This window comes from Rhodocista pekingensis (assembly GCF_042665545.1).
Classification (GTDB): domain Bacteria; phylum Pseudomonadota; class Alphaproteobacteria; order Azospirillales; family Azospirillaceae; genus Rhodocista; species Rhodocista pekingensis.
In genome coordinates this window covers 13,487-31,729 of the sequence record NZ_JBHTCM010000006.1, presented here as the reverse complement: position 1 = coordinate 31,729, position 18,243 = coordinate 13,487, and the positions used below count along the sequence as shown (strand labels likewise).

Sequence of the window (18,243 nt, the reverse complement as noted above, 5' to 3'; positions counted from 1 at the left end):
GCCGCCGCCCCGGCCCCGCGGATCTCAGTCCCGCCGCTCCAGAACCTCCTTCAGTCCGGCGATCTCCGCCCGCAGGGCGCGCAGTTCGTCCGCCATGGCGGTGCGTTCCCCGTGCGCCTTCAGCTCCCGCTCCTCGGCCTCGGCCTTGGTGTCGGCGTCGTGCAGCGACTGCATGCTGTTCACGATGATGGCGATGAACAGGTTCAGCACCGCGAACGTCACCAGCACGATGAAGGGCACGAAGAAGACCCAGGCGTAGGGATAGACCTCCATCACCGGGCGGACGATCCCCATGGACCAGCTTTCCAGCGTCATGATCTGGAACAGGCTGTACATGGACCGGCCGATGCTGCCGAACCAGTCGGGGAAGCTGGCGCCGAACAGCTTCGTCGCCAGCACGGCCGAGACATAGTAGATCAGCGCCAGCACGGCGATGATGGCGCCCATGCCCGGCAGCGCCCCGAACAGCGCCTGCACCACCGCCCGCATCTGCGGCACCACGGACAGCAGCCGCAGCACCCGCAGGATGCGCAGCGCCCGCAGCACCGACAGGTTGCCCGCGCCGGCCACCCCGATCAGGGGGGCGAGGCTGAGCGCCACGATGGTGAAGTCGAAATTGTTCCAGCCCTGGCGGAAGAAGGACAGGCGGTAGACCGCCAGCTTCAGCCCCAGCTCGACGACGAAGACGGCCAGCGCCAGCCGGTCCAGGACCGTCAGCAGCGGCCCCGCCGCCGCCATCGCCGTGGCCGAGGTCTCCAGACCCAGCGTCACGGCGTTGACCAGGATGACGGCGACGATGAAGCGCTGGAACCCGGCCGACTCCACCAGCCGGCGGAGCGCGGAAGGGGCGGGGGCCGGTGCGGCGGGCGCAGCGGCGGCGGCGGGCAGGGCGGAGTCCGTCATGTCCTTCGTCGCAGGCGATGGTGGCAAGCCCCTTAGAAGGTGTCGCCCCCGCCCGCCGTCAAGCCCCGCCGCCCCGCTGTTCCACCGGGTTCACAGCGCCGGTCCCGGGGGCAGGCGAAGGGCTGTGTTCCGCTTTCCGGAACATTCTCTTGTTCCGGTTTCTGGAACATGATACCTGGTCGCCCATGAAGATCGTCGGTCTTGAAATCCTGACCACGCTGATCGCCCGCGAACGGCGTGAACGGCCCCAGCAGGCCCGCGCCCTGGATCGTCGGATCGCCGCATGGATACAGGAAGTCCAGCAGGCACGGTGGATGAAGCCGACCGAGATCAAGGCCGTCTATGGGACGGCCGATGTGGTGGGCAACAACAGGATCGTCTTCGACCTCTGCGGCAATCGCTACCGGCTGATCGTGCAGTTCAACTACGTCGCCCAGGTTGCCCGCATCCGGTTCGCCGGAACACATGCCGAATACGATGCCGTCGACGCAACAACGGTGTGACCATGGATATCCGACCGATCAAGACCCCCGAGGACCACAAGGCCGCGCTGGCGCGTATCGACGACCTCATGGACGCCGAGGAAGGCACGCCCGAGGTGGCCGAGCTGGAGGTGCTGTCCATCCTGGTGGAACAGTACGAGCGCGAAGCCTTCCCCATCGATCCGCCGTCGGCCCTGGACGCCATCCGGTTCCGTATGGAGCAGGCGGGCTATGAGCAGCGTGACCTTGCCAAGGTACTGGGCAGCCGCTCCCGTGCATCGGAGATCGTGCATGGTTCGATCCAGCGGCTGTCGCTGACCCAGATCCGCCGGCTGCATCAGGCGTGGAAGATCCCTGCCGACGCCCTGATCCGCGACGTGGTGTGACGGTCCGGTCCCCCGCCCGTCACACCCACTCGACCATGCCGTTGGTCAGCACCACCAGATCGCGCTCCACGACCCGGGCGCGCAGGGCGGCGCGGCCGGGGCCTTCGTGCCAGATCTCCGTGCGGATCGTCTCCCCGGGGAAGACGGGGGCGGAGAAGCGGCCGTCCAGCCGGCGCAGCCGGGCGGGATCGTTGCCGCAGAGAAGCCGCAGCACCGCCCGGCCCGCGACGCCGTAGGTGCAGAGCCCGTGCAGGATCGGCTGGCTGAAGCGGGCGGCGGCGGCCATGCCGGGGTCCACATGCAGCGGGTTCCAATCGCCCGACAGGCGGTAGATCAGGGCCTGCTCCGGCCGGGTCGGCAGGTCCAGCGTCAGGTCGGGCGGCCGGTCATCGGGCACCGGATGCGGCTTCGGCGCCCCGTCCGCCTTGCCGCCGAAGCCGCCGTCGCCGCGCAGGAAGGCGCTCTGCCCCACGGTGGCCAGCAGCTCGCCCGTGGCGGCGTCGCGGATGTCCCGCCGGGTGTAGAGCACGGCCCCCTTGTCCGCTCCCTTGTCGTAGATCCCGTCGATCACCGTCGCGGCCACCACGGTCCCCTCCACCGGCAGCGGCCGGTGCAGGCGCAGGGTCTGCTCCCCGTGCAGGACCTTGTGCCAGGTGATGCCGAAGCGCGGCTCCATCAGCCAGACACCGGGATAGGCCAGCACCACGGCCATGGTCGGCAGGGCGTGCAGGTCGGCCTCGTAGGTGTATTTCAGGTCGTCGGGGTCCAGCGGGTCGGGCACCCCGGCCGCCACGCCCAGGGCGTAGAGGATGGTGTCGCGCGTCGTATAGCTCTGCCGCACCTCCTGCGGGGGCAGCGACATCAGCAGGTCGTGGTTCAGCGGCATCGGGGGCCTTCCGGCGGCGGGCGGGCGCGGACCCGCGCGTCGGCGCGGGCGGAAGCGGGAGGATACCGGCGGCGCGGAAAGCCTGTCCACGCGCCGGGGCCGGCCGGCAGCACCCGTGCCGTGCCGCCACCGCAGGGCGGACGCCGGGCGGAATCGCCGGCCCGTCCGCCCTTGCGTTCTGGCCCTCCGGCCGCGACCGGCTGCTATGGTTCGATAACGAAAGCCGGTTCGGCCGGCAGAAAAGACAGAGAAGACGAACCAGGGAGGATACCCCGTGACCGCCGAGACCGCCGCCGACGGGCGCGGGCAGGCCGCTGCCCCCGTGCCGGAGCCCGCGACCGTTTCCCCGGGGGGGACCGCCGTCCCGGCCCCGGGCGCCGCCCAGCCGCCCTATCCCCGGCCGCTCTACGCCTGGTACGTGGTGGGCGTGCTGATGCTGCTCTATGTCGTCTCCTTCGTGGACCGGCTGGTGATCAACCTGCTGGTGGAGCCGATCAAGCGCGACCTCCAGGTCAGCGACTTCGAGATCGGGCTCCTGTCCGGCCTGTCCTTCGCGCTGCTCTACACGGTCCTGGGCCTGCCGGCCGGGCGGCTGTCCGACCGCTACAGCCGGCGCTGGATCATCGCCGGGGGCGTCCTCGTCTGGTCCTGCTTCGCCGCGGCCTGCGGTCTGGCCAAGACCTACTGGCACCTGATGATCGCCCGCATGGGGGTGGGGGTGGGCGAGGCGGCGCTGTCGCCGGCCGCCTACAGCCTGCTGCCCGACTATTTCCCGCCCGACCGGCTGGGCCGGGCCTATTCCGTCTACGGCACCGGCATCACCGTGGGGTCGGGCGTGGCCTTCATCGTCGGCGGGCTGGTGGTCGGTTTCGCCAGCGCGGAGAACGCGATGATCGCGGTGCCGCTGCTGGGCGAGGTGCGGCCCTGGCAGTTCGTCTTCCTGGTCACCGGCCTGCCGGGCATTCCGCTCGCCCTGCTGATGCTGACGGTGAAGGAGCCGGTGCGCCGCGGCCGGGTGCAGGGGCAGGCGCAGGTACCGTTCGGTGCCGTGCTGGCGCATGTGCGTGCCCGCGCCGGGGTGATGGTGCCGCACTTCCTGGCCTGCGGGCTGATGTCGCTGGTCGGCTACGGCACCGCGGCCTGGATGCCGGCGCTGGCGGTGCGGACCTTCGGCACGCCGCCGGGGCAGGTCGGGCTCTATCTCGGCAGCATCACCATCCTGTTCGCCACAGCGGGGATGTTCACGGCCGGCTTCCTGGCCGACCGGCTGACCCGGGCGGGTGTGGCGGACGCGCCGGTGCGGGTCTGCCTCTGGGTGGCGCTGGCCGCGTCGGTCTTCAGCACGGCGGTGCCGCTGATGCCGTCGGAGACGCTGCTCTGGAGCGTCGCCTGCCTGTCCGGCTTCGTCGGCACGGCCTGGGCCGGGGTGGGGGCGGCGGCGGCCAACCTGATGACGCCGGGGACCATGCGCGGGCTGGTCTCCGCCCTCTACCTCTTCGTCGTCAACATCGTCGGGCTGGGGCTGGGGCCGGCGGTGGTGGGCGGCGTCACCGACTGGGTGTTCGGCGACCCCGCCCTGGTGCGCTATTCGCTGGCGCTGGTCAGCGCCGTCTGCCTGCCGCTGGCGGCCCTGCTCTACGCCGTGGCGCTGCCGGGCTTCCGGCGGGCGGTCGGCGGCGCGGCCTGACCGGCGCGGTCGCCGATCCAGTTCAGGATGCGCGGCCACAGTCCGGCATGCAGCGCCGGCCCGACCAGGGCGGCGACATGCCGGAGGGCGACGCCGCGGTCGCCGCTGTGCTCCAGCACCAGGCTCTCCGGCCGGGCGAAGGCGGGGACCGGCGGCACGGCCGAGCCACGGGGCACCACCCGGCTGTCGGGATCGACGACGGCCAGCACCGGGCAGTCGATGGCCGACGCGGCGGCCGGCACCCCGTCCAGCGTCAGGGTGCCGCGGGCGAAGCGGTCCTCGCGGTAGAGATGTTCCACCACCTCCTCGAACAGACGGGCGGGCATGGGGAACTCGTCCAGGGTCCAGCGCCGCACCCGGCCGTGGCGACGCCGCGCCTCCGGATCGCCCCAGCTCTGGAGCCGGTCCGCCAGCACGGACCAGAGAAAGCTGTCCGGCGCCGCCGCCAGCGACCCGTAGGTCAGCAGCGATCCCGGCGCGTCGCCATAGGTAGCGGTGATGCCGGCGGCACCGGGCTGGCGGCGACCAGCGGGGCCAGCGCGCCCGCTTCCGGCCCGAAGCGCAGGGGGGCTTCCAGCAGCACCAGCCCGCGCACCCGGCCGGGGCGCGAGGCGGTGAAGATGGCGGCGAGCGTGCCGCCCAGGGAGTGGCCGGCCAGCACCGGCCGCGGCCGGCCGCTGTCCGCCTCCACCGCCGCCACGGCGCGGTCCAGCAGGTGGCCGGCCTGCTCCGCCAGCCCGCCGGACGGGGTTCCCGCCGGCTGTTCCAGCCATTCCACCAGATAGGTGGGGAAGCCCGCCCCGGCCAGCCGGCGCACGACGCTGACGCCGGGCTCCAGGTCCCAGATGTAATGGCGCTTGATCGGCGCCGGCACGACCAGCACGGCCGGCGCGCCCTCGCCGCCATAGGCACGCAGGCGGAAGCCCGGTTCTGCCAGGACGATCCGGCTGGGGGTCGTCTCCGGCCCCAGCCCCAGGCTGTCCAGCAGGTGCCCCTGGCGGCGGCGCATCTGGTCGAGAAGGTGGAACAAGGCTGGCTCTCCTCCCGCAACTCCCGCGGGCATGGCGCCAGTCCCGGACCGGGCCTGTCAAGCGGAACGGGGCCGGGAAAACGGGGCAGCCCGGCGGGCCGGACGGGGGACGACGGCGGCGCGCTTCCCGCCGCGGTGCCGGCGGACTACCCTGCGCCGCCGCTCCGGCCCGTTTCCCGTGCTTCCGCCGTCCGCCCGCCCATGACCCTGCCCCCCGTTCCTCCCCCCATTGTTCCCGACGCCGGACACCGGGCCGGGGCCGTCACCGCGATCGGCTACACCGCCAGTTGCCACCGCGAGATGACGCCCGCCCTGCTGTCGCTCTCGCTGTTGCTGCGCGGCATTGCGCCGCCCGATTTCGGCCGGGCGTTCACCTGGTGCGAGCTGGGCTTCGGCCAGGGGGTGAATCTGGCGGTCGCGGCGGCGACGCACCCGCAGGGCCGCTTCTTCGGCACCGACGTGAACCCGGAGCATGCGGCCCATGCCGCGGACCTCGGCCGCGCCGCGGGGCTGGGCAATCTGGCGGTGGAGGCGCTGGACTTCGACGCCTATGACCGGCTGGACCTGCCGCCCTTCGACGTGGTGGCGCTGCACGGTGTCTGGTCCTGGGTGGGGGAGGGGCCGCGCCGGCGCATCGTCGAGTTCCTGCGCCGGCGCCTGAAGCCGGGCGGCATCGCCTATGTCAGCTACAACGCCCTGCCCGGCTGGGCCCCCTACATGCCGCTGCGCCGGCTGCTGACGGCGCATGCGGCGCAGGGGGCGCAGGGCAGGCCGCTGCCGGAACGGATCGCGGCGGCGCTCGCCTTCGTCCGCCGGCTGGCGGACGAAGGCGGCTACTTCGCCGTCAACCCGGCCGTCCGGCCGCGGCTGGAGGAACTGGCGGAGCGATCCGCCGCCTATCTGGCGCACGAGTTCTTCAACGAGGCCTGGACGCCCGACTATTCCGCCGACGTCTTCGCCGCCCTGGCCGGGGCGGACCTGACCTTCGCCGCGCCGGCGCTGGCGTCCGACCATGCCGACGCGCTGCCGGAAGGCGCGCGCGCCCTGCTGGCGGAGGTAACGGACCCGGCCCTGCGGGAGACGGTGCGCGACACCCTGACGAACCAGCCGTTCCGGCGCGACATCTTCGTGCGCGGGCCGGTGCCGCTGGACCCGGCGGCGCGGGACCGGCGGCTGGACGCGCTGCCCTTCGCGGCCCTGGCCCCGGCGCGGACCCTGCCGGGCATCGCCCGGCTGCCGCAGGGGGAACTGCCGCTGGACCGCGACGCCGGCATGGCCCTGCTGGAGGCGCTGGCGGACGGGCCTGCCAGCCTGGAAGCCCTGGCCGCGCGGTCGCCGGAACTGGCCGCGCTGGGACAGGAGCGGCTGCGCGCGGCGCTGGTCCAGCTCCATGCCCTGTCCCGGATCGCCCCGGCGCCGGGTGGCGGAGCCGCCGCTGGGGCCGACTCCTGGAACCGGCTGGTGCTGGCGCGCAGCCTGGATGGCGACACCCTGTCGGCCCTGGCCTCCCCCATGCTGGCCGGCGGGGTGGAGACGGACCGGCTGGAGCGGCTGTTCCTGCTGGCCTCGGTCCGTGGCGAGGACCCGGCGGCCTTCGCCTGGGACACCCTGGCCGCGCGCGGCGAAGCGGTGCTGCGCGACGGCCGCCTGCTGGAGGGGGAGGCGGCGAACCGGGCGGAGCTGGCCGAGCGCGCCGCTGCCTTCCGCCGCGGGCGCCTGCCGCTGCTGGCGCGGCTGGGCTGCGTCCCCTCCCGCACATGAGGGGGCCGCCCGTCCGTCGGTCATAATTCCCGGCATTTGAAAAACGGGTATTTCCTGTTATTCTGCGCAACCCATGGGGCGCCAAGGCTGCGGACCCCGCCCGCGCCGTCAGCCAAGGCGCGGCGCGCAGAACGGCACGCGGAACGGCACGCGCCCCAGGGCAAGCGGAAGAGGGGACGAGGATGAGGGGGCCGTTCCAGTTGCTCGCCACGGTCGCACTGATCGCCGGGGTGAACATCGCGTTCCTGCGCTTCGATACCGTGTCCTGGCGCACGGTCGCCTTCCTGGTGACGGCGGCGCTGCTGATCCTGCTGCTGCGTCAGGTCGGTCTGGCGCTGACCGGACACGCGGCGGGCGTGCTGATCGACGGGCGCAACCGCATCAGCCTGGACCGCTTGCAGGTGATGGCCTGGACCGTGCTGACCACGGCGGTGCTGGTGGTGGCCGCCGCCTCCAACCTCGCCGGTGTCGGCGGTCCGCTGCCGCCGGGGACCAGCCCCCTGGACATCACCATCCCGCAGTTCCTGCTGGCGGCCCTGGGCATCAGCGGGGCCACGCTGGCGGCCTCGCCCCTGATCCTCAGCACCCGGCCGGTGGCCGATCCGGCGCCCAGCGCCGCGCTCGCCGCGGCCGGCCCGGCCGACAGCGCCGCCGTCTTCACCCGTGAGACCTCGCAGCAGGCGGACTGGACCGACATCGTGCAGGGGGAGGAGGTGGGCAACGCCGCCACCGTGGATCTGGGCAAGGTGCAGCAGATCTTCTTCACGCTGCTGGTGCTGGGCGCCTACACGGCGGAGGTGTTCGCCGCCTTCCGGGTCGATGCCCCGGTCACCGCCCTGCCGGAGCCGAGCGAGACCTTCCTCTACCTCATGGGCATCAGCCACGCCTCCTACCTCGCCTACAAGGGCGTGCCGAAGACATCGGCCCGCGGCGGAACCCGCGCCGCCGCAACTCCGTCGGCCCCGGCGCCGGATGCGGTGGCCGGACCCGGCTGACCGGGCCGTCAGGTCCGGGCGGTGGCCTTGACCAGGGCGCGCAGCTCGTCGGGCCGCACCGGCTTGCGCACGAACTGCACCCCGGCGGCGCGGGCGCGCGGTTCCACGTCGGCGGTGACGTCGCCGGTCAGCAGGATCGCCGGCACGCTCTGGCCCAGCTCGGTGCGGATGCGGCGCACCGTCTCCAGCCCGTCCAGGGCGCCCGGCAGGCGGTAATCGGCCAGCACCAGCCGCGGCCGCGCGCCGCCGGCGATGATGCGCAGCGCCTCGTCGCCGTTGCGCGCCTCCACCACCGGGCAGTCCAGATCCTCCAGCAGCATGCGGGTGGCGGTCAGGACCAGCGGGTCGTCCTCCAGCAGCAGGATGGGGAAGCCGGTGGCGCAGGGTTCCGCCGGGCCGTCCGCGGCCGGGGCGTCCGGCTCCGCCGCCACGACGTCCGCCTGCGGCAGCACGACGGAGAAGCGCGAGCCCCGGCCCGGCCGGGAGCGCACGTCCAGCGGGTGCTGCAACAGGTCGGCGGCCCGGCGCACGATGGCAAGGCCCAGCCCGTGGCCGCTGCCCCGCTCCCGCGCTTCGTTGCCGAGCTGCTGGAACTCCTCGAAGATGTCGTCCAGGCAGCCGGTCGGGATGCCGGGGCCGGTGTCCACCACGTCGATGCGCAGATGGCTGCCGTAGCGGCGGACGCCGACCAGCACCCCGCCCCGGTCGGTGTAGCGCACCGCGTTGGCGACCAGATTGCGCAGGATGCGCTCCAGCAGGGTGGGGTCGCTCAGCCCGTGCAGGGTCGTGGGCACCACGCCCAGCCGCAGCCCCTTGGCCCGCGCCGCGGGGGTGAAGTCGCGTTGCAGCCGGTTCAGCAGGGGTTGCAGCGGCATCGGCCGCACGTCCAGTTCGACACCGCCGCTCTCCAGCTTGGAGATGTCCATCAGCGACTCGAACAGGTCGATCATCGCGTCCAGCGAGCCTTCGATCTGGTCCAGCAGCTCCCGCGCGCCGGGATCGCCCACCCGGGTGCGCAGGTTGCAGGTCAGCAGGCTGATGGCGTTCAACGGCTGCCGCAGGTCGTGGCTGGCCGCGGCCAGGAAGCGCGACTTGGCGCGGTTGGCGCGTTCCGCCGTGTCGCGGGCCGCGGCCAGGGCCTGCTGTGCCTGCCGCTCGCCATCGATGTCGGTGGCGGTGCCGAACCAGCGGACCACGTTGCCGGCATCGTCGAACAGCGGCCAGGCGCGCGACAGCATCCAACGCCAGCCGCCCCCGGCCCGGCGGATGCGGTGCTCGATCTCGTAGGGGGTGCGGGTGGCGACGGCGGTGGTCCAGGCGTGCATGGTGCGCGAGGCGTCGTCGGGATGGAGCGCGCTGTCCCACTCGCCGGCGGTGCCCTTCTGCACGCTCAGGCCGGTATAGTCGGACCAGCGCCGGTTGTAATAGTCCACCTCCCCGTCGGGGCTGGCGGTCCAGACGATCTGCGGGATGGACTCGGCCATGAAACGGTAGCGCCGCTCGCCCTCGCGCAGGGCAGCCAGCAGCCGGTCGCGCTCGGCCTCCACCTCCATGCGGCGCAGCCCGGCGCCCAGCATGTTGGTCAGCCCCTCCAGCAGATAGAGGTCGGCCATGTCGTAGCCCCGCGGCTCCGGGCTGCCCAGGGCGACGATCCCCACCACGGTCAGGCCGGCGCGCAGCGGCGTCAGGGCGATGCCGCGCAGGCCCAGGGTGGCGAAGGGGTCCGGCATGTCGGGTTCGGTTTCGGCGTCGGCGTCGGGGATGACGACGGCGCGGCCAGCGGTGCAGGTGCGGCCGACGGGGGTGCCGGCGCGGTCGGGCAGCACCAGACTGCCCACCGTTCCGGGCGGCAGCCCCTCCCCGGCGACGACCAGGAAGCCGCCCGCCCCCTGCCGTACCTCCGCCACCAGGGCCGCCGGCACGCCGGTGGCCTGCACGGCGCTGCGCGCGACCCGCGCGACCAGGGCCGTGCGGTCGCCGCAGGTCAGCGCGAAGGCCCCGAAATCCGCCAGGATGGCCTGACGGGTCAGCTCCGGCGTGGCGGTGGTCTCGGATCGGCGCTGCGGCAAAGGCTCGGCTCGCTGGAACGGACGGCCGCAGTCTAGTCCAGGCGGCCGACCGGGGGACATAACGCCGATGGATGATACCGGTCCCCGCCGTTGGATGTAACAACGCTCGGGTCCTATGACCCATGGGGTGGGGCAGGCTGTGCCGTCAGGACGGGTCGGTCAGGGTGTCGGGGTCGTCGCTGTCCACCACCCGGCGGGCGGTGTCCAGGTCGAAGCCGGCCCGCGCCAGGGCGGCCAGGTCCTTGTCGCGCCGCTCCGCCCGCGCCGCGGGGTCGCGGTAGGGACCCAACCGGCGGCGGCGGGCATAGGCCAGCGCGGCCGCAAGGTCGGCGTTCCCGCTCTCCGCCCCGTCCAGCCCGTCCAGCGCGCGCACGATCAGGCCGTCCTCCAGCCCCTTCGCGGCCAGCTTCTGGCGGATCATGCGGGTGGAGCCGCCGCGGCGGTGCAGGCTGGCGGCCCGCGCCTCGGCATAGGCGGCATCGTCCAGCAGCCCGCTGCGCCGGTAGCGGGCGATCAGGTCCTCCACCCAGCGGCGGCCTTCCTCCGGGTCGGTGCCGTGGGCGCGGGCGGACATGTCCACCTTGCGCAGCAGCACCCGGCGCAGGTTCGCGGCGGAACTGGCGAAGCGCTCCAGGTAGTGCAGCGCCGCCCGCTCCAGATAGTCCGGGCTGACCCGGCGCGGCCCGCGGCGGGCCGGACGGGCGGGGGAGGCGGGGCGGGCAGCGTGGTCGCGGTCGTCCGTCATGCAGCCCCCGGGGTGGCGGTGGTAGCCGTTCGCGCAATGGGCCTTCGCGCGATGGCCGCGGTTGCCCGCGACGGGGCCGGGGCGCTACTGTGCCGCAGCCTCAAGCGGAACCCTGTGCAATGCCGGATCATAGCTTTCCCATGCCGCGGAGCGTGGGCGCCGTCAACTGGATCGGCCTCTGGACCCTGACGCGCCGGGAGATCCGGCGCTTCCTGAAGGTCTGGGTGCAGACCGTCGCCGCCCCCGTGGTGACCACGCTGCTGTTCTATTCCGTCTTCGCCCTGGCCCTGGGCGGGGTGGTGCGGATGGTGGGCGACGTGCCCTTCCTGGTCTTCCTGGGGCCGGGGCTGGTGATGATGTCCATCGCCCAGAACGCCTTCGCCAACACCTCCTCCTCGGTGCTCGTCTCGAAGGTCCAGGGCAACATCGTGGACGTGCTGATGCCGCCGCTCTCCGCCGGGGAGCTGACGGCCGCCTATGTCATGGGCGGGGTGGCGCGCGGCCTGCTGGTCGGGCTGGCGACGACCGTCGCCATCTGGATCTTCGTCCCGCTGGGGCTGCACGCCCCCCTGTTCATCCTGTTCCATGCCGTGGCGGCGGCCATGCTGCTGTCGCTGCTGGGTCTGATCGGCGGCATCTGGGCGGAGAAGTTCGACCACATGGCGGCGGTGACCAACTTCATCGTCACCCCGCTCGCCTTCCTGTCGGGCACCTTCTACACCATCGACAGCGTGCCCCCGACCTTCCGCTTCATCGCGCACCTGAACCCGTTCTTCTATTTCATCGACGGCTTCCGCTACGGTTTCATCGGCCAGACGGACGGCACGCTGACCACGGGCATCCTGGTGCTGACGGGGGCCAATCTGGCGCTCCTGGCCGTGGCCCTGCGGATGCTGTCCACCGGCTACAAGCTGAAGGCCTGATCCGCCCATGTCCCCGCGCGACGTTCCCCCGCCGCCCGCCGGCGCCTTCGACCCGGCGTTCGACCGCCGCATCGGTGCCTTCCACTGGCGGGGCTTCGTCACGCTGACGCGGCGCGAGCTGCTGCGGGTGCGCAAGATGGCGGGGATGACGGTGATCGCGCCCGCCATCATGGCGGTGATCTACTTCACCTGCTTCGCCTTCGGGCTGGGGCCGAACCGCGGCACCCCGGCCGGGGATGCGGTGCTGGATTTCCTGGTGCCGGGGCTGATCATGATGTCGCTGCTGCTCCAGGCGGCGCAGAACCCGGCCTTCTCCCTCGTCTACAGCAAGATCGAGGGGATGGTGATCGACCAGTTGATGGCCCCCGTCGGGGCGCGGGAGACGGTGCTGGCCTACGTCATCGCCGGGGTCGCGGCGGGGCTGCTGGCCGGGGCGGGCATCTGGGCCGCCATGCTGCTGCTGCGGGCGCCGGCGGTGGCGCATCCGCTGGCGGTCCTGGGCTTCGGCGTGCTGGGGGCGGCGATGATGGCCGCGGCGGGGTTCCTGTCGGGCATCGTCAGCCAGAAGTGGGACCACATGGCGGCCTTCCTGACCTTCATCTTCCTGCCGCTGGTCTTCCTCTCCGGCCTGTTCGCCCCGGTGGAGGGCATGCCGGAGCCGTTCCGCACGATCGTCCAGGCCAACCCCGTCTTCTATGCCATCGACGGTTTCCGCTACGGCTTCATCGGGGAAAGCCACCAGCCGCCGGCGCTGTCGCTGCTGGTGCTGCTGGTCGTCACGGTGCTGCTCTACGGGGCGGCGTCGCTGCTCTATGCCCGCGGCTGGCGGCTGAAGAGCTGAGCCCGGCGCTGGTGGCGGAAGGGCCGGGTCCGGTCCGGTTCATCCAGCCCGCCAGCAGCCACAGCCCCGCTCCCATGCCCGGGGCTGGTGGCGGAAGGGCCGGGTCCGGTCCGGTTCATCCAGCCCGCCAGCAGCCAGAGCCCCGCTCCCATGCCCGGGGCTGGTGGCGGAAGGGCCGGGTCCGGTCCGGTTCATCCAGCCCGCCAGCAGCCACAGCCCCGCTCCCATGTAGGCGAAGCCGGCCGGCACCCACATGACAAGACCCGCAAGCTGCTGGTCCTCCAGCGGGGTCAGGCCCCAGGCGGCGGTGCGCGGGCCGTACCAGGCGTAGAGCGGCACCGGCGCGAAGGCGATCAGCATGCCCAGCAGGCCGCTGTGCATCAGCGTCAGCAGCAGCGCCCCGGCGGCGGCCACGGGCGCCATGCCGCCCAGCCGCGGGGCGCGCAGCACCATGGCCCAGAACAGCAGGGCGGTGGCGAAGAAGGACAGGTGCTCGGCCCGGTGCAGCCAGTCGTCCGCCAGCGCCGCGTCGAACGCCACGGGCGCGTGCCAGAGCCAGAGCGCCAGCCCGTGGACCAGGGCGGCCGGCCCCGGTCGCAGCAGCGGCTCCAGCCCGCGCCGGACCGCCCGCAGCCCCCGCGCCCCCCGCCGCCGCAGGGTCGCCGTCGGCAGCCCGGCCAGCACCGGCCCGGCCGGGCGTGCCAGCAACAGCAGTGGCGGCGCCACCACCGTCAGCACCAGATGCTGCGCCATGTGCGCGCTGAACAGGGTCTCGCCCCAGGCGTCCAGGGGCCAGACCAGGGCCAGCAGCAGCCAGGCCGTGCCGGCGGCATAGGCGGCGGCACGGCTGCGGCCGACGGAGGGGCGCCGGGCCAGGCCGCGGCCGAACAGCCACCAGGCCAGGGCCAGCGGCAGCAGCGACACCGGGTCCAGGGTCCAGGCATAGGGCAGTTCGTTCGGCCCGATCCAGGGCGTGCCGGGATGCGCCGCGGCGTCTGTGGGGAACAGCACCGCGGGCACCAGGGCGGGCCACGCCCACCGTCTCACAGGCACGCCGGCACCCAGTAGGCCGGGAGCGCCACCATCAGCGTGGCGACGGCCGACAGCAGGCCCAGCAGCAGCGTCGTCAGCGCCAGGAAGCGGTGCCGGGCCGGGGCCGAGCGGGCGATGTCCCGCTCCTGCACCAGATGGCCGGCGTCGCGCACCGGGCGGAAGCGGCGCCAGGACAGCAGGATCAGCCCGGCGATCCCGGCCAGCGCCGCCACGGTGACCAGCGTCACCGCCGCCGGCAGCAGCGGCACGCCCAGCGGTGCCGCGTCATGCACCCGCTTCTCGCAGGCGATGGCGGTGATCACGTAGACGATCAGGAAATGGCCGGCCCAGATCGTCGGCGGCAGCGCCAGCCCGACCGGGTTCTCCGGGTGCAGCGGGTTGAAGCGGATGGGCGCGATCCGTCCGGGGTCGGCGGGCCGGGTCATGGCATGCCTCCGTCAGAGCCAGGCCGGGGCGGCCAGCACGACCCCCAGGCTGAACAGGGTCTGCGCCGCCGACCAGACGGACCAGACCATCGTCGCCTCCGCCGTCAGCGACCAGCCCAGGCCGCGCGGCCGCACCGCCGCCTTGACCGCCGTCAGCCCCTGCATCACCGCCGCCACCAGCAGGTGGAAGACCGGGAACAGCAGCATCATCCAGACGACCGCGCCATAGGCGCTGGCCGCCGGGTCCAGTCCGCTGGCGCGTAGCGCGCCCACCAGCGTCGCCGCAGCCCCCAGTCCCGCCAGGGCCGCCGCCGCCTTCAGCCCGACGAGCCCGCGGCGCAGTCCCAGGCGGTCCGCCCGCACCCCCAGCCAGGACAGCGCGCCCATGGCCGCCGCCGCCAGCGCTGCCGCCAGGGCCCACTCCCAGGCCGCCGCGGCCAGGGGCACGGTCTGCGTCCCCCCCTCCGGCGGCCAGGCCGGGCTGACGGTCCACAGGTAGAAATAGCCGAACACCAGCGCCGCATAGGCCGACCCGTCCACCAGCACCATCGTCACCGCGGCCCACCAGGCATGGCTGGCCGGTCCCAGGATGCGGTAGGGCAGCACCAGCCCGCCGCCGACATCGCGCCCGTCCTCCCCCTCCGGCAGGGCTTCGTTGTCCCAGGCCCAGACCAGCAGCAGCGCCAGCATCGCCACGGCGGACAGCGCCACCAGGACGTAGAGCTTGAAGATCAGCAGGATGAAGACGGCGGCCGTCGCCACCGCCGCCAGCAGCGGCCGGAAGTCGGGGCCCGGCAGCCGCAGCACCTGTTCGGGATGGGCGTCCACGCTGCTGGTGCGCAGCGTCTCGCGCCGGCGGTCGGGCGCGGTCGCCAGCAGCCCCTCCCGCGCCGCGATGCGCCGCGGCAGGTCCGGGTCGTTCCACAGCGGGTAGCGGCCGGCGACATGGGGCAGCGACGGGAAGGCCGATTTCAGCGCCGGGGTGCCGGTGGCCCATTCCAGCGTGCCCGCCTGCCAGGGGTCCCGCCCGGCCTTCCGCCCCGTGAAGAAATGGCTGGCCAGATCGTACAGCAGCACGCCGATGCCCGCCGTCAGCACCACCGTCCCCAGGCTGGAGATCAGGTTCAGGAGGTCCCAGCCGAACCCCGCCGGGTAGGTGTAGACCCGCCGCGGCATGCCCAGCAGGCCGGTGATGTGCATGGTGAAGAAGGTGACGTTGAAGCCGATGAAGATCAGCCAGAAGGCGACCGTGCCCAGCCGCTCCGACATCATCCGGCCGGAGGCCAGCGGCATGAAGTAGTAGAGCGCCCCGAACAGCGGGAACACCATGCCGCCGAACAGGACATAGTGCAGATGCGCCACGACGAAGTAGGTGTCGTGGACCTGCCAGTCGAAGGGCACCACCGCCACCATCACCCCGGTCAGCCCGCCCAGCACGAAGATGAACAGGAAGCCCAGAATGTAAAGCATCGGCACCCGCAGCACCGGCCGGCCCGACCAGATCGTGGCGATCCAGGCGAAGACCTGGATGCCGCTGGGGATCGCCACGGCCAGGCTGGCGGCGGAGAAGAAGCTCAGCGACAGGTGCGGGATGCCGGTCGCGTACATGTGGTGGACCCAGAGCCCGAAGCTCAGAAAGCCCGTGGCGATGGCGGCCAGCACGATCCAGGAATAGCCGGCCAGCGGCACCCGCGCGAAGGTCGGCAGCATGGTCGAGACCAGCCCCGCCGCCGGCAGGAAGATGATGTAGACCTCCGGATGGCCGAACAGCCAGAACAGGTGCTGCCACAGCACCGGGTCGCCGCCGCGGGTGGCGTCGAAGAAGGGCCAGCCGGCCAGCCGCTCCATCTCCAGCAGCACGTCGCCCAGGATCAGCGGCGGGAAGCCGAAGCCGATCATCAGCGCCGTCACCAGCATGTACCAGGCGTAGACCGGCATGCGGTCCAGCGACATGCCCGGTGCCCGGGTCTTCATCACCCCGACCGTCACCTCCACCGTGAAGGCGATGGCCGAAATCTCGATGAAGCCGATCCCCAGCAGCCAGAAATCGTTGTTGATGCCTTCGGAGAACTGCGCCGACAGCGGCGGGTAGAGGAACCAGCCGCTGTTCGGCGCGACCCAGAAGAAGATGCTGCCGAAGGAGATCAGCCCGCCGATGGCGTAGCACCAGAATCCGTAGGCGGACAGGCGCGGGAAGGGCAGGTCGCGGGCACCGAGCTGCTGCGGCAGGATGAAGGTCGCCACCGCCTCCATCACCGGCACGGCGAACAGGAACATCATCGTCGTGCCGTGCATGGTGAAGACCTGGTTGTACTTCTCCCCGGTCAGGAAATCGTTCCCCGGCACCGCGAGCTGGACGCGGATCAGCACCGCCAGCAGGCCGCCCAGCACCAGGAAGACCAGCCCCATGGCGACGTAGCCCTGGCCGATGAAGGTGTTGTTCACCTCCGACAGGGCACGCCAGCCGCGCGGGGCGGCCCAGGCCGCCTCCATCGCCGCCGCCGGTTGCGGGGCGGTCGCCGGCGGGTCGGGCAGGTCCCGGCGGGCGGGGTCGGCGGGCGGGGGCGGGCTCATTCCAGGCTTTCCAGATAGCGGACGATGGCGGTCAGCCGCTCGCCGTCCAGGCGGTCGAAGCTGGGCATGCGGTTGCCCGGCTTGATGTGCTGGCTGCCGGCGATCCAGGCCGCCAGCGGCCCCGTCCCGGCCGGCAGCGTCGCCGCCGCCAGCGTCCGGCGGCCGGCGAAATGGGTCAGGTCCGGCCCCAGCGTGCCGACGGCGGCATAGGGCCCCCGGTGCAGCCCGCGCACGGCATGGCAGGCACCGCAGCCGACCTCCAGGAAGGCGGCGGCGCCCGCGGCCAGGGCCGGGTCGGCGGGTGCCCGGGCGGGCCGCGCCTCGTTCTCCAGCCAGGCAGCGAAGGCCTCGGGCTCCATCGCCTCGACCTCGAACGCCATCAGCGTGTGCTGCTCGCCGCAGAACTCGGCGCACTGGCCCCGCAGGATGCCCGTCTCCGTCGCGGTCAGGCGGATGCGGTTGATCCGGCCGGGGATCATGTCCCGCTTGCCGTACAGGCCGGGCACCCAGAAGCTGTGGATCACGTCGCCGGCCTCAAGCTCGAACTGCACCGGCCGGCCCGCGGGAATGCGGATCTCGTTGGCGCTCACCACCTCGCCCCAGGGCGTGTCGGGGTAGCGGACCTCCCACCACCACATCCAGCCCACGACCTTGATGCGCAGCGGTTCCTCGCCCGGGCCGGTGCCGACCCGGGTGACGCTCGCCCCCACCAGGGTGGCGGCGACGGTCAGGACCAGCAGCACCGCCACCGTGAACGCCGTCCCGCCCCCCACCAGCCGGCCCGCACCGACGGCGCGGAACCGGCCGGGGAACAGCATCCCGGCCAGCACCATCGCCATCACCGCCAGGAAGATCAGCGCGGCCCCGCCGAACAGCACCCAGGACAGCACGGCCACCGCCTCGGCCTGCGGCCCGTGCGGGTTCAGCACGGACTGGCTGCCGTCGCAGCCGCCCAGCAGGCCGCCGCCCAGCAGAAGGCGCAGCACCGGCCCCGGCGGCCCCGGCGGCAGAAGGCCCGGCCTCATCGCGGCAGCTCCCGCAGCGTGTAGAGATAGGCCGCCACATGCGCGGCCTCCTGCGGCGAGATGCCGGTATCCGGCATGGCCGACCGGGGGTCGATGCTCTGCGGGGCGTGGATCCAGTGGACCAGGGTATCGGGCCGGTTCGGCAGCCGGCCGGCGACGACGCTGCGCACCGCCATGCCGTGCAGCGGCGGCCCGACCGCGCCGCGGGCGCCGGGAATGCCGGGAATGGCGTGGCAGGCGCCGCAGCCGTAGGTCCCGGCCGTCAGGATGGCGCGGCCCTCGCCCGGGTCGCCGCCCGGCACGGTCCGCCCGGCCAGCGACGGGTTGACCGGCATCGGATCGCCGCAGCCGGCCAGCAGCAGGAGCCCGGCGACGAGCGCCGCGGCGCCGCCCCGGTCCCGACGCCGCCGGCCGCCGGTCCGGCGCGGCCCTGTCCGGTGTCCGTTCCGCATCGCCGC

General features: G+C 73.1%; 18 protein-coding genes. 7 read left to right on the top strand and 11 right to left on the bottom strand.

Translation table 11 applies throughout. The features are described 5' to 3' along the window. Nucleotides 1-24: 24 nt before the first annotated feature. On the bottom strand, nucleotides 25-903 hold the full coding sequence (locus ACFQPS_RS05045; RefSeq protein WP_377356979.1) for an ion transporter: 879 nt from the start codon (nucleotides 901-903) through the stop codon (nucleotides 25-27). Nucleotides 904-1,088: 185 nt separating this feature from the next. On the opposite strand from ACFQPS_RS05045, the gene ACFQPS_RS05040 reads away from it, so the two are divergent. Next, nucleotides 1,089-1,406: a type II toxin-antitoxin system HigB family toxin gene (locus tag ACFQPS_RS05040; protein ID WP_377356977.1), complete on the top strand. Its 318-nt coding sequence runs from the start codon at nucleotides 1,089-1,091 to the stop codon at nucleotides 1,404-1,406. Between the two features lie 2 nt (nucleotides 1,407-1,408). Beyond that, nucleotides 1,409-1,771, top strand: coding sequence for a helix-turn-helix domain-containing protein (locus tag ACFQPS_RS05035; protein WP_377356976.1), 363 nt, complete (start codon nucleotides 1,409-1,411; stop codon nucleotides 1,769-1,771). Nucleotides 1,772-1,790: 19 nt separating this feature from the next. On the opposite strand, the gene ACFQPS_RS05030 is transcribed toward ACFQPS_RS05035, so the two are convergent. Next, complete coding sequence (locus tag ACFQPS_RS05030; RefSeq protein ID WP_377356974.1) at nucleotides 1,791-2,657, bottom strand: MaoC/PaaZ C-terminal domain-containing protein; 867 nt, start codon at nucleotides 2,655-2,657, stop codon at nucleotides 1,791-1,793. A gap of 274 nt (nucleotides 2,658-2,931) precedes the next feature. Here ACFQPS_RS05030 and ACFQPS_RS05025 point away from each other — a divergent pair, with 274 nt between their 5' ends. Next, complete coding sequence (locus ACFQPS_RS05025) at nucleotides 2,932-4,344, top strand: spinster family MFS transporter (protein WP_377356973.1); 1,413 nt, start codon at nucleotides 2,932-2,934, stop codon at nucleotides 4,342-4,344. Here ACFQPS_RS05025 and ACFQPS_RS05020 read toward each other — a convergent pair. Further along, on the bottom strand, nucleotides 4,293-4,760 hold the full coding sequence (locus ACFQPS_RS05020) for a hypothetical protein (protein WP_377356971.1): 468 nt from the start codon (nucleotides 4,758-4,760) through the stop codon (nucleotides 4,293-4,295). The two genes, ACFQPS_RS05025 and ACFQPS_RS05020, sit on opposite strands and share 52 nt — an antisense overlap. Before the next feature lie 44 nt (nucleotides 4,761-4,804). Continuing rightward, the gene (locus ACFQPS_RS05015; protein ID WP_377356969.1) at nucleotides 4,805-5,374 is read right to left on the bottom strand and encodes an alpha/beta fold hydrolase; all 570 of its coding nucleotides are present in this window, start codon (nucleotides 5,372-5,374) and stop codon (nucleotides 4,805-4,807) included. A 201-nt stretch (nucleotides 5,375-5,575) separates the two neighbouring features. Between ACFQPS_RS05015 and ACFQPS_RS05010 the strand changes: the two genes are divergently transcribed. Then, entirely contained in the window at nucleotides 5,576-7,135 is a 1,560-nt protein-coding gene (locus tag ACFQPS_RS05010) for a class I SAM-dependent methyltransferase (RefSeq protein ID WP_377356967.1), read from the top strand. Between the two features lie 182 nt (nucleotides 7,136-7,317). Beyond that, the gene (locus tag ACFQPS_RS05005; protein ID WP_377356966.1) at nucleotides 7,318-8,130 is read left to right on the top strand and encodes a hypothetical protein; all 813 of its coding nucleotides are present in this window, start codon (nucleotides 7,318-7,320) and stop codon (nucleotides 8,128-8,130) included. A gap of 8 nt (nucleotides 8,131-8,138) precedes the next feature. Here the strand turns inward: ACFQPS_RS05005 and ACFQPS_RS05000 are convergent, their stop codons facing one another. Further along, the gene (locus tag ACFQPS_RS05000) at nucleotides 8,139-10,199 is read right to left on the bottom strand and encodes an ATP-binding protein (RefSeq protein ID WP_377356965.1); all 2,061 of its coding nucleotides are present in this window, start codon (nucleotides 10,197-10,199) and stop codon (nucleotides 8,139-8,141) included. 145 nt (nucleotides 10,200-10,344) lie between these two features. After that, nucleotides 10,345-10,944, bottom strand: coding sequence for a regulatory protein RecX (locus ACFQPS_RS04995; RefSeq protein ID WP_377356963.1), 600 nt, complete (start codon nucleotides 10,942-10,944; stop codon nucleotides 10,345-10,347). Nucleotides 10,945-11,084: 140 nt separating this feature from the next. Here ACFQPS_RS04995 and ACFQPS_RS04990 point away from each other — a divergent pair, with 140 nt between their 5' ends. Beyond that, entirely contained in the window at nucleotides 11,085-11,867 is a 783-nt protein-coding gene (locus tag ACFQPS_RS04990) for an ABC transporter permease (protein WP_377356961.1), read from the top strand. A 7-nt stretch (nucleotides 11,868-11,874) separates the two neighbouring features. Then, a complete protein-coding gene (locus ACFQPS_RS04985; RefSeq protein ID WP_377356959.1) occupies nucleotides 11,875-12,708 on the top strand; it encodes an ABC transporter permease in 834 nt (277 codons plus the stop codon). Between the two features lie 39 nt (nucleotides 12,709-12,747). Here ACFQPS_RS04985 and ACFQPS_RS04980 read toward each other — a convergent pair whose 3' ends face one another. From ACFQPS_RS04980 to ACFQPS_RS04960, 5 genes are read right to left on the bottom strand one after another with little or no spacing between them, the layout of a single operon-like run. Next, on the bottom strand, nucleotides 12,748-13,761 hold the full coding sequence (locus ACFQPS_RS04980) for a cytochrome c oxidase assembly protein (RefSeq protein WP_377356957.1): 1,014 nt from the start codon (nucleotides 13,759-13,761) through the stop codon (nucleotides 12,748-12,750). Continuing rightward, on the bottom strand, nucleotides 13,752-14,186 hold the full coding sequence (locus ACFQPS_RS04975) for a hypothetical protein (RefSeq protein WP_377356955.1): 435 nt from the start codon (nucleotides 14,184-14,186) through the stop codon (nucleotides 13,752-13,754). The genes ACFQPS_RS04980 and ACFQPS_RS04975 overlap by 10 nt, the downstream gene beginning before the upstream one ends. Nucleotides 14,187-14,198: 12 nt before the next feature. Further along, on the bottom strand, nucleotides 14,199-16,760 hold the full coding sequence (gene ctaD / locus ACFQPS_RS04970; protein WP_377356953.1) for a cytochrome c oxidase subunit I: 2,562 nt from the start codon (nucleotides 16,758-16,760) through the stop codon (nucleotides 14,199-14,201). Then, nucleotides 16,757-17,785, bottom strand: coding sequence for a cytochrome c oxidase subunit II (locus ACFQPS_RS04965; RefSeq protein ID WP_377356951.1), 1,029 nt, complete (start codon nucleotides 17,783-17,785; stop codon nucleotides 16,757-16,759). Before ACFQPS_RS04965 ends, ctaD begins: the two co-directional genes overlap by 4 nt. After that, a complete protein-coding gene (locus tag ACFQPS_RS04960; protein WP_377356949.1) occupies nucleotides 17,782-18,237 on the bottom strand; it encodes a c-type cytochrome in 456 nt (151 codons plus the stop codon). The genes ACFQPS_RS04965 and ACFQPS_RS04960 overlap by 4 nt, the downstream gene beginning before the upstream one ends. Nucleotides 18,238-18,243 lie beyond the last annotated feature (6 nt).